The organism is Cytobacillus sp. ABV4_503 (assembly GCF_056158445.1).
Map to the genome: position 1 here is coordinate 2,301,842 of NZ_JBSWTH010000001.1, position 13,140 is coordinate 2,314,981.

Here is a 13,140-nt window from a genome sequence, read left to right on the forward strand (position 1 = left end):
TCCATCTAGTTAGGCAGTGCCATCTTGCCTGGATTCAGAATATTATTTGGATCAAGCGTCTTTTTAATTGCCCGCATTACTTCCATGGCAGCACCATGCTCAACATCCATATATTTGGCACGGACAATTCCCACCCCATGTTCAGCGGTCGTCGTTCCTTCCATTTTGATTGCCAGTTCGTGAATATCGTCGATCATTTTCTGCACATTTTCCATTTCAATTTCATTGTTCATGTTCACTACCGGTCCGGTATGCATATTTCCATCGCCAACATGGCCGTAAATTCCGCAGATAATTCCATATTGTTCTGCAATATTATGAATCTCCCGAAGCGTTTCAGGGAGTCTCGAAATTGGCACACAAATATCCTCGCCGCCATACACCCGGAAACCGCCCGGCTTCAATAGTCCAACAGCAGCACCAACAAGCTTTCTTGCCTGCCAGAGCTTTTCACACTCTTCCGGCTCATCGCTGAACTTTATATAATTCGTAAATTTTTCAACCACCTTCCTGAGCCGGTTTACCTGAGAGGTTACCTCCTCCTTGGCACCATCCACTTCAAAAACAAGTATAGCTTCATTATCCAGGGGAAGATTCAGCTCAGGCTTCATCATGTTGACAGCCTTCGTACAATTGAAGTCCATGATTTCAATGGCAGAGGGCTGCAGGCCTGAAGAAAAAACAGCGTTAACCGCCTCTCCTGCATCTTCCAATCTTTCAAATGAGCAGAGGACAATTCCTCTTGTGACGGGGAGCGGCAATAATTTCAGGCGAAGGCGGGTCACGATTCCAAGTGTGCCTTCCGAACCGATCATTAAGTGGGCAAGGTCGTACCCGGAGACCGATTTAAGAGCCTTCGATTTAGCGCCGCCAGTCACAATGATGTCACCAGTGGGCAGTACGACTTCCATTCCCAGGACATAATGACGGGTAACACCATATTTGACTGCTCTCAGTCCGCTTGAATTGTTGGAAACCATGCCTCCCACTGTGCACATATTGGCGCTGCCCGGGTCAGGGGGGAACCTTAATCCATAGGACTGTAAAGCCTCATTTAAATCATTTTGGATGACTCCCGGCTCAATTATCACCTGCATATTCCTGTGATCAATTTCCAGTATTCGGTTCATTTTTGATAAATCCAGCATAATGCCGCCTTTAATCGGCACGGCTCCGCCTGTTTGTCCCGTGGCTGCCCCTCGAGGGTATAAAGGGATATTAAATTCGTTGGCCAGCCTGACACAATCACTGACCTCTTCAGTTGACAGTGCAATAACAGCCACTTGAGGCAGTTTCGGACGGAGCTGTGTTTCAAAGGATGCATCATAGGAGTAGGTCATCATATCAGTGCAATTGGTTAATAGCCGGTCGTCTCCGAAGATATCTCTTAATCGGGATATGACATTTTCATCCAGTGGAGGCGGTGTCATGGTTTCGTTCATTATTTCTCCTCCCTACAAACTATTTATTTTTCTCCAGAGGGTCGTTCTGCCGATCCCCAGAATCTTTGCTGCTTCTGTTTTATTGCCGTTTACCTGCTTCAGCACGTTCAGAATATACTCTTTCTCATAGTTTTGAAGCTTCGTTTCTTCATCAAATTCTTCATTATTACAGTATTGTTTAAGCTCATGCAACTTGGTAAAATCTTTCCCGCCTGCTGCTAAAACAGTTTCAGAATCAATCATATTTTCAGGGGAAAGGATCATTGCTCTTTCAACAATGTTCCTGAGCTGGCGTATATTACCCGGCCAATGATAGCTTTGCATAATTTTCATAGCTTCAGCAGTGAAACCTTCAATATTTCTCCGAATGCCCGGTTCCAATTCTTTTATAAAAAAATTGCATAACAATGGAATATCAGGTATCCTCTCACGCAAGGACGGAATTGGGATGTCAAGAATATTGAGTCGATAATACAAATCAGCCCTGAAGCTCCCATCTTCGACCATCTTCTCAAAATCACGGTTTGAAGCAGCGATGACCCGAATATTAATGGGGATCACTCTTTCATCCCCAAGTCGCATCACTTCGCCTTCCTGCAAGACTCTAAGGAGCTGGGCCTGGAGGGATTCAGCGAGTTCGCCAATTTCATCAAGGAAGATGGTTCCCTGATGAGCCAATTCAAATAAGCCTGTTTTCCCTCCCTTTTTCGCTCCCGTAAAGGCTCCTTCGACGTAGCCGAACAACTCGCTTTCCAGCAGGTTTTCAGGAATAGCCGCACAATTCACAGCAACGAATGGCCCTTCCGACCGCTTGCTGAAGCTATGGATCAAATGCGCAAACACTTCTTTTCCCACACCCGTTTCCCCCGTCAGGAGAATAGTAGAATCCACCTGTGAATATTTCTTCACCTTTTGGATCGCTTTTTGATACATCTCACTTTCCCCGACAATATTATTTAAACTGTATTTCGTAACATGGCCGCGGTGAAGGAGCTTTTTGCGGATTTCCTGCTCCTGCTGCTGAAGTCTATGAACCTCTTGAAACGTACAGACAGCCCCAAACACCTTTTGCTCGTGCCTGATGGGTATTCGATTTGCAACCACTTTTACCCCATTGGCATCCTGGATGCGGTTCAGCTCTTCCTTACCAGTCGAAAGAACTTTTTTCATTTGTGAATTAACGAGAATATCATCAATCGACTTACCGATAACCGAATCATAGGGCAGGTTTAAGATGCTGTAAACGGAAGGATTGCATACTGTAATAATCCCTTTTTCGTCCACAGCAATTACACCATCAGCAATAAAATCCAGAATTGCCTGGAGCTCCTTCGTTCGCTTCAGTTCTGTCCGCCTCACATCAATGAGGCTCCTTGCTTCATGAATGGCCTGGATGACCGATTCCACTCCAGACGTTAATATCACAGTTTGTATCGAATCATTTTTAACTCTGTTCGTAAAAATACTTTTTCCAATCAGGACATCAATCTCTTTTTTGCTGAGAGCTTCAACGGCTGCTTCAGCTTCCTCAGGTACTATTACGGTATGTTTTTCAATCGAAAGGCCCAGAACAGATTCAATTGTTTCGATTCCCTGCAAAACATCCCGGGTGTCAGCTATCCCAACCTTCTGTCCGAGTTTTTGTGCTGCTTTGATGGTTCGGAGCAGGTCATATCCGGTTATGGGAATCTGTACGACGGGTATGCTAAGGTCGGACTCAATGAGCTTTAATCCCATGGTTCCTCTGCTGATGATTACTTCTGCTCCGGCTTTTTCAAATTCTTTAGCAGCTGCAATAGCATTTCGGAAGGTCACTTTTCGTATAGCGACATCTTCTCCTGTTTTTTCCGCAGCTTCCTTTGATACCTGTATCAGCGCGTCAATTGGGGTTAGAATGGCAATTTCGGACATCACTTCACCTCATTTTCCTTTTTCTCTTGGACAAGTTTTATTATTATATTAAGTTAATCTTATCAGATGCCAAGGAAAATTTCGGTAAGTTTTCACAATAATCAGTCTATTTATTAAATAAATTAAATCAGAATCGTTTCTGACTTTATTTTAATCACGCTTTCAACCTGGCCAAACGGGCCCCCTGGTGAACATATCCCCGCTGCTGTGCCGGAAAGCTGAAAAAAACGGGACAGATCCTTGAGATCTTCATCATTCAGCTCATCAAAAACCGTTCCGCCTAGAATTACTGCATTTCCTATTAAACTGTCATCAAAAATGTCGAGCAGATGGCTGCAGAGCATTTTACCGTTTACATTTCCGCTTAAAGCTCCGTTGACTTCAATATAAGCGGTTTCAGGTATGAACATACTAAATGATCCAGTTGCCAGGCAAGCCGCCATTGAGTCCGGCGAGATGACGATGGGAATGGCCCCCCGTCCGCCCAGACACTTAATACCCTCATCTATACCTGCAATGACCATTCCATTCATCGGAATATTTTCTGTCCGGAAATATTGGGACAAATCACAATCTATTACTCTTATTCCTTTTCCAGTACAGAATCTGAGAATGTCCTCAACTTCTGCATCTCCAGGAGAAAAAAGAATCCGGGCTGGATTTTTGGCGTTTTTGCAGCCCAGTCTGGTAAATGCTTTGATAACATTAAGTGAATTTTGGCCGCTGACGAATAGGCAATCTGGTGTCACATTGATCTGATCCCCTGGAATAACTGAAGGCAGATTTGCCAGTTCGGCGAGTCGTTTTTCAAATATATTCACCGGGCTCACGTCTCCTTAGGACCTGCAATTTAGCAGTATGGATTTTCGAGCCAATGCCGCTGTGCCGCGGAAACTCCTGCACCTAACTCCACTTCGTGTCCGCTCTTCTTTAAAGCAAGCTCCATTGCAGCAAACATCTTCAGCATATCTGCTGCATCTGTATATCCCATATGGCCCAGACGCAAAATTTGATTTTTCACCTTTCCAAGACCGCCGCCCAATGCGATATGGAATTCTTCCCGCATCATCTTTCTGAATTCATCGGCATTATTTAATTTTACGGCTGTCAAGGTTGGACTGGCAGCCGAATCATCCACAAGCAATTCAAGACCTAATGCCCGCACCCCTGCCCTTGTCATATCCCGCAGGGCAGCATGCCTTTTGTACTCAGCTTCTATTCCTCCGCTTTTTTCTATCATATTGCAGGCCTCAAGCAGCCCGCACACAAGTGATATATTCGGCGTATAAGGCGTTCCAGTCCCAGATTCCAATCCTTTTTTATAAAGTTTGAGGTCAAAATAAAAGGATGGGCACTGATGCTTATTCACAGTGTTCCAGGCTTTTTCACTCAATGTAATTAATGCAAGGCCTGGCGGCAGCATTAACGCTTTCTGACCACCAGTTGCCACAATATCAATGCCCCACTCGTCCATAAATAAAGGCGTACCGACTATTGAGCTTACCGCGTCTACAAGGAATATGGCATCTGTTTCTTTTACAACGGCCGCTATTTCTTTAATATTGTTGATTGCAGAAGTAGATGTTTCACAATGTGTCGCGAAAACAGCTTTTGCCTCAGGATTTTCCTTTAATGCTTTTCTCACCTCTTCAGGATCAACAATATCCCCCCAATCTGCATCGACCCGGACTGTTTTGCAGCCGATATGGTCTGTAATTCCCTGAAGGTACTCACCAAAATAGCCGACTACGCAAAGGATAATTGTATCATTGGGACCAACCGTGTTAATAATAGCTGTTTCAAGAGCGGAAGCTCCGCTTGAAGTAAGCGGGATCACCAGGTTTTCAGTCTGGAATATCATTTTGGACTTTTCAGTGGTTTCCTGAAGGACATCCTGGAAGGCTGGATTCCGGTAATCCATCATGGGATGATCGAAACTTCTTAACATGGCACGCTGTATTTCTTTCGGAACCTGAACGGGCCCCGGCAATCTTAAATCCAATTTTTCTTCAAACATAGCTTCCTCCCCTTATCGATTCTGATTTATATTTTGCTAATGAGTTATGTTGCAATTTCCGTGCCAAGGTTAAATGTCTTTTGTACAAAGGTTTGTTTGTTAGAGGAGTGTTTCAGCGTTTCGTATTGGAACGATGTGGAACAGATGGTGGAACAGATGGTGGTGTGAGAAAATTTTCATGTGATGAAATGGGTTCTTCTTTTGGGAGGGTGGTACCGTAATGAAGATGATTTTTTGGGGATATCCTGATTCCGTATTTTTGGCAGCGGTTATGACGACTGATTTTTATCTGTCTTCTAGTTAGGGTGTTGATTTAAGTGATTATAACCATTTTCTCTATACAAGCTCCCTCAATTTCGTCGTTATGCTGTGCGATTAACTACCATTTTCGCTTTACTGCGCTCCATTTCGGCGTTATTCTGTGCGATTAACTACCAGTTTCGCTTTACTGCGCTCCATTTCGGCGTTATTCCATGCGATTAACTACCAGTTTCGCTTTACTGCTCTCCATTTCGGCGTTATTCTGTGCGATTAACTGCCATTTTCGCTTTACTGCTCTCAATTTCGGCGTTATTCTGTGCGATTAACTGCCATTTTCGCTTTACTGCTCTCAATTTCGGCGTTATTCCATCAGATTAACTGCCAATACAAGCTCTTTTTTTCGGTTTTAGTTAGTGTGGTTGACTGCTATTGTTTCCTTCCTGCTCTTGATTTTGTGAGCAAATATACTGCAGCTTTTCAATCACTTTCTCAATAATTAGTTACTTCGAAAATAATGAAACAACAAAAGGCAGCCCCATTCTTTCGAACAGGCTGCCTTTTTTACATTATTAATTTGGTCGTTCTAGGAAATCTTTTTTAATTCATCTGTTAAGCGGATGAATTCTTCTTTGTTTCGGCTAGTCAGTGCTACATCAATTTTTTCGCGAAGCTTTTCTTTTCGGTATTCCTTAAGAGCTTGATTTAGGACTTGTTCTGCTAACAATGACACGTTTTCCTCAGACTGTTGCGGCGAGTTAAGTAGACGTTTTTCCATTTAAAATCAACCCCTTGACCTTTTTTCTATTGTAACAGAAGTTTTCAGATTATTCAAATCATTATTTACTGGAAATTTTGTCAGCAGCTGCTAAGCTTGTTACATACAATGTACCCGGTAAGTGAACAGTTTAAACAAAATACAAAAAAGCTGACTCATGAGAAGAACTAATTCTCTCACAAGTCAGCCCTCTTATCCTTTGGCTGATTCTAGTATGCTCATTACATTTTGTACAGACTTAACTGATTGATCAAGGGCTTTTTTTTCATCGGCAGTCAATGGAATTTCAATGACACTTTCTATTCCATTTCCGCCCAGGATTGCAGGCACTCCCAGATAGATGTTACTGTATCCATACTCACCTTCCAGGTAGGCAATTGAAGGCAGGATTCGTTTTTTATCTTTCAGTAGCGCTTCAGCCATTTCGACCATTGAAGCTGCAGGAGCATAATAGGCACTTCCCTGGCCAAGCAGATTTACAATTTCTCCTCCGCCTTTTCTGGTTCTTTCCACAATCGCTTCAATCCGGTCGGCAGGGAGAATTTTTTCAAGCGGAATACCGCCAGCATATGAATATCTCACCAGCGGAACCATGTCATCTCCATGACCGCCCAGGACAAAACCAGAAATATCTTCAATGGAAACTCCCAGCTCTTGGGCCACAAACGTATTGAATCGGGCAGTATCCAATACTCCCGATTGGCCGATTACCCGATTCTTCGGAAAACCAGTGGTTTTATAGCAGACATATGTCATGGCATCCACAGGATTGCTTAAGACAATGATATAGCTTTCCGGGGCGTATGTTTTAATATTTTGAGAAACCTCTATCATAATCTTCTCATTCACAGCGACCAGATCGTCCCGGCTCATTCCCGGCTTTCTTGGCATTCCAGCTGTTATCAATACTAAATCTGCATCTTGAATATCCTCATAGCTTGATGTGCCGGTTATGCTGGCATTGAAGCGCTGAACCGGCCCGGCTTCAAGCATATCAAGTGCTTTGCCTTTTGTTGGGTTTGTCTGTGAAGGTATGTCTACTAAGATTATGTCTCCCAATTCTTTTTGGGCCAGCATCAGTGCTGCTGTCGCACCCGTAAAGCCTGACCCAATAACGGCAATCTTTCTTCTCTTAAAAGTCATGGCCGTTCCTCCATTTCATCATACTAGTGGAGTACTCTATTTTTCTTCAACGCTATCTGGTTCCTCGGCAGATATCTGTTTCTTTTTGCTTGCTCCCTTTTTTACGGAGATTGGTTCAGGAGCTGCTTCTTGTTTCATTTCCTTTGGCTTCCTGTCATCTAATAAAGCTTTCTTTATATCTTCATCAGGATGAGGTATAACATGTGCTGACACGAGTTCACCCACTCTGGCTGCTGCTTCTTTTCCTGCATCCACAGCAGCCTGAACAGCACTTACATCCCCCTGAACCAAAACCGTGACTAAGGCGGCGTCCACTTTTTCCTGTTTCACTAAAGTAACATCGGCAGCTTTCAGCATGGCATCTGCTGCTTCAATGGAGCCAATCAGCCCTCTTGTTTCAATCATGCCAAGTGCTCTTGCCATCCTATTTCACCTCTTTCTTTTCAACATCAACAGAATCGATAATTCCAATAATCAATGCATCAATTGGCAATCTTAAATTCCCGGACATGTTTGAAGCCGAACTTCCACGCGTAACGAGAACTTGATCACCAACTCCTGCCCCAATACGGTCAACCGCAACGAATGATTTTTCTGCTGAAAGTCCATGAGGCTCGACAACCAAAAATTTCAGGCCAGTCAAATCATCTTCTTTTCTTGTGGCCCATACATTGCCGATTACCGTTCCCATTTCCATGTATTTTCAGCCCCTTTTGTATCCATAACAACAATGCTTTTTCCCAATTCCCGTGCTGTATCACGCGCTAAAGGTGTTATAATTGTCTGTTTATCTGCGAATATTTCATTCATTTTGCTTTCCTGAATATCTCTTTGAGTAATCAGCTTCTTTGAGTCCGGCTTACCAGTATTTATAGGCTTTGGAGCTGCAAAATCCTCCAGGCTGTTGATTTCAACCCCGAACTTTACCAGCTTTTCCTTATACTCCATTAGAGTTGAAAAATACTCTCCGTTAGTTTTTTTCTCTCCATTCAGGATTTTATAAAGATTTGTTTTCGGAAATAAGGTGACAGGGACATAATCAATAATACAGGCTGAGAGAAGCTCGCTTTCCGGTGTATCACAAATGCCCAGTGCCCCTTTCACGAATAGGTCCTGGGAAGCATCAAGAAAAATAACCTTCATTACAGTATGAAGCTGGGCTTCTTCACTAAAATCATAGGGAAGTACATTCCAGTTTTCTTCTAACACTTTTAATATATTTGAATCGACTTTCCCTAAATCCCCGACTGCGAGGATATTATGTTTAATTGTTGAATTTGGAGCTGATTTGGCACCTAATAAATTTTTCACTACTTCTTCAACTATTTGCTCAATTAACTGCCGGTCAATCATAAGCGTTCCTTTTGCCTTACTAACATGCCTGCTGTTTTTCCGGCAATCAGTCCTGCATTGGCTTCATCAGTATCAATATGCATTTCAAGTCTATACCGGGGAGAGATTCTAATTAACACATTTCCAATGGATATTGGACGTTCTCCCTCTGCCTTAACTGTGACGTATTCCCCATTTTCCACACCGAAAGCTTCAGCATCTTCCGGAGCCATATGAATGTGTGCCTGGGCAATAATCAGTCCTTCTTTTTTGTATAGGCTGCCCTTGGGTCCTATCAGTGTAACAGGCGAAGATCCTTCTATATTCCCAGATTCGCGAAGCGGGGGTTTCAGCCCCAGCTTGATCGAATCAGTACGGCTGACTTCTACCTGGGTCATATTGCGCGCAGGACCAAGAATGCGCACTTTTTCAAGGCTTCCTCTTGGTCCTGCGATGGTTATGGTTTCATTAGCAGCAAATTGGCCAGGCTGAGATAAATCAGCTTTTTTTGTAAGCTGATAGCCTGTTCCAAAAAGAATCTCCAAATCTCTTTGACTTAGATGACAGTGCCGGGCAGAGACAGCCATTGGGATTGAATGATCTTTTCCTGAGGAACCTTTTAGACTTGAGACGATTTCCTCTACAATCGATTGAATGGCTTGCTCGTTCATGGTTTAAGCTCCTAACTTAGTAATCTTGTGTTAAAGCTCGGCATCAATTTTTGGAAGGATGCTTTCCAATTCGTTATGAGGACGAGGAATGACATGAACAGATTTCAATTCTCCAACACGCTGTGCTGCTGCAGCTCCCGCATCTGTTGCCGCTTTGACAGCACCTACATCACCGCGCACAAGGACTGTTACAATACCGCCTCCTACATGCACCTTTCCAACCAAATGAACATTCGCAGCCTTCACCATCGCGTCAGCAGCTTCCACTGAAGCAACCAGCCCTTTAGTTTCAATCATTCCTAATGCAGTTAATTCTCTAGCCATTTTTATTTCCTCCTAATTAGTTAGTTTGATATTTTTTCATCACTTGATTGACCATGTCGGCAATCATCTTTGTATCTACTTCGCCATCTGGCGATACTTGCTGAAGAACTTGACTAACAATATGATCAACATCCCGGCTGCCGGCTTGTTCTTTTTCCGCTATAGAAGAAGGTGCTGCCGGTTTTGGGATGGTGACTTCTTTCGTACCATAAGCCATTCTTTTAATGTTGATCAGGTGGCGAACTGTCACATTATCAGAGGTAATGTTGCCGCCGAATGAACCGCATCCCAGAGTCAGAGAAGGCATCAATCCGGTTGTCGCCCCAACAGCACCAATCGAGGACAGCGTGTTGACCATCATCCTCGAAACAGGCATTTGCAGGGCAAAATCCTTCGCCACTGCATCATCATTTGTATGGATGGAGAAGCTATGCCCTCTTCCGCCCAAATTGAGAAGCTGCAGGCAGATTTCTTTTGCCTCCTGGCAGCTTTCCGCTGTATAAAGCGCAAAAACCGGAGACAGTTTTTCAATTGAAAATGGTATGTCTTTGCCTACTCCAGTTTCTTCAGCAATTAAAACTCTTGTATCTTCAGGGACTTGGATACCAGCCATGGCTGAGATTTTAACAGCACTTTGACCGACGATATCCGGATTCAGCTTTCCCGGTGATGGCGAAATGACTTTTTCCAAAGCCGCTTTTTCATCCTTATTTAAAATATAAGCCCCATTATTTCTGAGTTCTCTCATAGTCATTTCTTTGATGTTGCGATCTACTACGATCGATTGTTCAGTAGCACAAATCGTTCCATTATCAAAAGATTTACTGTCAATAATCATACTTACCGATTGGGCTATTTTAGCGGTCTTTTCTATATAGCAAGGCACATTTCCAGGTCCTACCCCATAGGCAGGCTTGCCTGAGCTATACGCAGCCCTGACCAGTCCGCCGCCGCCTGTTGCCAAAATGAGATTGATGTCGCGATGCTTCATTAATTCGTTTGTTGCACTCATGGAAGGCTTTGAGATCCATCCAATCAATCCTTCAGGTGCTCCTGCCTGTATGGCTGCTTCATTAACAATTTTTAAAGCTTCAACAGTACATTTCACTGCCCTTGGATGAGGGCTCACGACAATGGCATTTCTTGTTTTCAGAGCAATCAGCGCTTTAAAAATGGCTGTTGAAGTAGGATTGGTCGTTGGAATGATGCCTGCAATGACACCGTAAGGATAGGCAATTTCTGTTACTTTATTTACCCGGTCCTCACGTATGATGCCTACTGTCTTTTCATCTTTAATAGACTCATAGACAGCCTTGGAACCGACTTCGTTTTTAATTTTTTTGTGCTCGACTATGCCCATCCCTGTTTCCTCTACCGCCATCCGGGCAAGGTAAAGTGACTTGGCATAAGCAGCATCAGCGGCTTTTTTGACGATTTCGTCGACCTGCTCCTGAGTAAAGGCCATATACTTTAACTGTGCTTCCTTGGCCAGCTTTACAGCATTCCGCATTTCCTGCATCGATTGAAGATCATGATCAAATTGCAAGATTCCCACGCTCCTTTCGGGATATTTTGAAAGAATTAGTACTTTATAGGATTCTGAGAAATTTCCATAATGGCATCCCGGAAAGCATCAGCCGCAGCCTGGCAGGCTGATTGAGAGCCGGTCAGCAGCCCTCCGCCAAAGTTGGTTTCCGAAGGCGGCCCGAAAAATTTCACCATTTCTACATCCGCTGCCTTTAGAGCAGCGTCAAGTCCATAAACGGCTTCCAATGGCGGGGCTATTAGATATGCTATAGGCTCTCCGATATTGATGCCTGCTTCCTTTGACAGATAGGAACCTGTTCTGGAAACAACATGTGCGTATATGGCATGTGTTTTTTCCTGATCAAGCGCTTCAAAATAAGCATCGGATTCAGCTGTCTGAAGGACAGCCTCCATGCCGCTTTTAACTTCATCAGGGGAAGGCCCTGCCATAATACCAATCATTTCACCTGATAATGGCCCAGAAGCATGAGCAGCCCCCCCATAAAAAGACCTGGCATAAACCACTTCGACATCAGCTCTTTTTGTCGCTTCATCGAGTGCAGTATAGCCTACGTCATCGACTGTAGAGGTGAAAATGGCCAGGCTTCGGTGATGTGGCTGAAGCTGAAACTGCTTTGCAAGCCCCTGATCCACATTAGGTATCACCCGAACAGCCAATATATCAGCGTGAATGCGTTCTAATCCCATTTTTTCAGCCACCTACCCTTCCTTTTTCACGAGCGAAACACCACTTGCTTCATACTTTATAACCTTTTGGATGACCGTCCCGAGATAGGCGCCAGCCTCAGCAGGAGGAATTCCGCCTTTATGTATATTGGAAATTACCATCCGGTCAGCTTCGATCGTTCCTTTTCGGGGTTCATAGCAAAGGTAGGCACTCAGTGATTCAGCACTCACCAGACCAGGACGTTCGCCAATCAATAACACAACCACTTTGGGCTTAAGGAGTTCCCCAACTTCATCCATAACAGCCACCCTGCCTTTTTCGATATAAAAAGGGGTCCCCATATCAAGGCCTAAATTTTTAAGGGATTGCTGAAGGGATAAAAATACATCCTCTGCATTTTCCTCAATGGCACTTGAGCTCAGCCCGTCAGACAGGATGATTTGAACAGCCGGTCCCTTTTGGCATTTAGCAAGAATGATTTTTTTGGCTTCTTCTGATAGCTTTCTGCCATAATCGGGCCTGCGGATGTACACTTCTTTTTCATTCACCATCGTATTGACTTTAAAGAGTCCAAGGCGGTTTATAAGCTCATCATTAACATTTCCATAGACAGCATCGACTGCTGCTGCATGGTCGAAGCGGAATTTCAGCCATGTATCTGTCTTCGGTCTTGAACCTGCTCTGCCCACCCCGATTCTTGCAGGCGTTTTGCTCTTGAGTGCCTCCAGTTCAACTGGATCTGCGGGATTATCAATGCCTGTCTTTTGTGAATGACTTTCGGTCTTATCATGACTCGCTTTATCTGGTGAGGTCATTTTAAGTTCATTTGCATTATGATAGCTTTTAATTTTTATTAAACTGTCTGTATCCTGTTTTTCAGTCTCGATCATCTCGACTGACATCTTGGATGGTTCATTGCCGGGTTTTGAAGTATGGTTCCAAAATTTCACTCCTGCACTGCTTTCTTGCCCCTTCACATCAGAGGTTTGCTGAGATTGAAGTTTTTCCACTACAAGGCGTGTTACTTTTTCAATCAATTCAGGATTCAT

14 protein-coding genes are annotated in these 13,140 nt (G+C 43.8%); all 14 read right to left on the minus strand.

The annotated features are described in order from the left end of the window. Positions 1–5: 5 nt before the first annotated feature. Positions 6–1,442 (minus strand): FAD-binding oxidoreductase, encoded by a 1,437-nt coding sequence (locus ACXAD1_RS11575; RefSeq protein WP_474910075.1) that lies wholly within the window; start codon positions 1,440–1,442, stop codon positions 6–8. Between the two features lie 12 nt (positions 1,443–1,454). Continuing rightward, a complete protein-coding gene (locus ACXAD1_RS11580) occupies positions 1,455–3,353 on the minus strand; it encodes a sigma 54-interacting transcriptional regulator (RefSeq protein ID WP_474910076.1) in 1,899 nt (632 codons plus the stop codon). Between the two features lie 122 nt (positions 3,354–3,475). Then, positions 3,476–4,174 carry a 3-isopropylmalate dehydratase large subunit gene (locus tag ACXAD1_RS11585; RefSeq protein ID WP_474910077.1) on the minus strand — a complete coding sequence of 233 codons (699 nt, stop codon included), beginning with the start codon at positions 4,172–4,174 and terminating at the stop codon, positions 3,476–3,478. 29 nt (positions 4,175–4,203) lie between these two features. Beyond that, positions 4,204–5,370 carry a pyridoxal-phosphate-dependent aminotransferase family protein gene (locus tag ACXAD1_RS11590; protein ID WP_370223145.1) on the minus strand — a complete coding sequence of 389 codons (1,167 nt, stop codon included), beginning with the start codon at positions 5,368–5,370 and terminating at the stop codon, positions 4,204–4,206. A gap of 844 nt (positions 5,371–6,214) precedes the next feature. Next, a complete protein-coding gene (locus ACXAD1_RS11595) occupies positions 6,215–6,406 on the minus strand; it encodes an IDEAL domain-containing protein (RefSeq protein WP_206839531.1) in 192 nt (63 codons plus the stop codon). 192 nt (positions 6,407–6,598) lie between these two features. Then, positions 6,599–7,549, minus strand: a complete 951-nt coding sequence (mdh, locus tag ACXAD1_RS11600; protein ID WP_370223144.1) for a malate dehydrogenase — start codon at positions 7,547–7,549, stop codon at positions 6,599–6,601. Between the two features lie 36 nt (positions 7,550–7,585). Beyond that, entirely contained in the window at positions 7,586–7,972 is a 387-nt protein-coding gene (locus ACXAD1_RS11605; protein WP_206839529.1) for a BMC domain-containing protein, read from the minus strand. A 1-nt stretch (position 7,973) separates the two neighbouring features. Beyond that, entirely contained in the window at positions 7,974–8,246 is a 273-nt protein-coding gene (locus ACXAD1_RS11610) for a EutN/CcmL family microcompartment protein (protein WP_206839528.1), read from the minus strand. Further along, positions 8,228–8,902 (minus strand): hypothetical protein, encoded by a 675-nt coding sequence (locus ACXAD1_RS11615; RefSeq protein ID WP_474910078.1) that lies wholly within the window; start codon positions 8,900–8,902, stop codon positions 8,228–8,230. The genes ACXAD1_RS11610 and ACXAD1_RS11615 overlap by 19 nt, the downstream gene beginning before the upstream one ends. Further along, positions 8,899–9,552, minus strand: a complete 654-nt coding sequence (locus ACXAD1_RS11620) for a phosphate propanoyltransferase (RefSeq protein WP_474910079.1) — start codon at positions 9,550–9,552, stop codon at positions 8,899–8,901. The genes ACXAD1_RS11615 and ACXAD1_RS11620 overlap by 4 nt, the downstream gene beginning before the upstream one ends. Positions 9,553–9,582: 30 nt before the next feature. Further along, a complete protein-coding gene (locus tag ACXAD1_RS11625) occupies positions 9,583–9,876 on the minus strand; it encodes a BMC domain-containing protein (RefSeq protein WP_009334386.1) in 294 nt (97 codons plus the stop codon). A 16-nt stretch (positions 9,877–9,892) separates the two neighbouring features. Then, positions 9,893–11,422, minus strand: a complete 1,530-nt coding sequence (locus ACXAD1_RS11630) for an acetaldehyde dehydrogenase (acetylating) (RefSeq protein ID WP_370225156.1) — start codon at positions 11,420–11,422, stop codon at positions 9,893–9,895. Between the two features lie 35 nt (positions 11,423–11,457). Further along, positions 11,458–12,111, minus strand: coding sequence for an ethanolamine utilization microcompartment protein EutL (gene eutL, locus ACXAD1_RS11635; protein WP_474910080.1), 654 nt, complete (start codon positions 12,109–12,111; stop codon positions 11,458–11,460). Positions 12,112–12,123: 12 nt separating this feature from the next. After that, entirely contained in the window at positions 12,124–13,140 is a 1,017-nt protein-coding gene (gene eutC, locus ACXAD1_RS11640) for an ethanolamine ammonia-lyase subunit EutC (protein ID WP_474910081.1), read from the minus strand.

Coding starts and splice junctions, on each gene's coding strand:
- ACXAD1_RS11575 (WP_474910075.1), bottom strand. CDS start 1,442: ATGAACGAAACCATGACACCGCCTCCACTGGATGAAAATGTCATATCC.
- ACXAD1_RS11580 (WP_474910076.1), bottom strand. CDS start 3,353: ATGTCCGAAATTGCCATTCTAACCCCAATTGACGCGCTGATACAGGTA.
- ACXAD1_RS11590 (WP_370223145.1), bottom strand. CDS start 5,370: ATGTTTGAAGAAAAATTGGATTTAAGATTGCCGGGGCCCGTTCAGGTT.
- ACXAD1_RS11595 (WP_206839531.1), bottom strand. CDS start 6,406: ATGGAAAAACGTCTACTTAACTCGCCGCAACAGTCTGAGGAAAACGTG.
- mdh (WP_370223144.1), bottom strand. CDS start 7,549: ATGACTTTTAAGAGAAGAAAGATTGCCGTTATTGGGTCAGGCTTTACG.
- ACXAD1_RS11605 (WP_206839529.1), bottom strand. CDS start 7,972: ATGGCAAGAGCACTTGGCATGATTGAAACAAGAGGGCTGATTGGCTCC.
- ACXAD1_RS11610 (WP_206839528.1), bottom strand. CDS start 8,246: ATGGAAATGGGAACGGTAATCGGCAATGTATGGGCCACAAGAAAAGAA.
- ACXAD1_RS11615 (WP_474910078.1), bottom strand. CDS start 8,902: ATGATTGACCGGCAGTTAATTGAGCAAATAGTTGAAGAAGTAGTGAAA.
- ACXAD1_RS11620 (WP_474910079.1), bottom strand. CDS start 9,552: ATGAACGAGCAAGCCATTCAATCGATTGTAGAGGAAATCGTCTCAAGT.
- ACXAD1_RS11625 (WP_009334386.1), bottom strand. CDS start 9,876: ATGGCTAGAGAATTAACTGCATTAGGAATGATTGAAACTAAAGGGCTG.
- eutL (WP_474910080.1), bottom strand. CDS start 12,111: ATGGGATTAGAACGCATTCACGCTGATATATTGGCTGTTCGGGTGATA.
- eutC (WP_474910081.1), bottom strand. CDS start 13,140: ATGAATCCTGAATTGATTGAAAAAGTAACACGCCTTGTAGTGGAAAAA.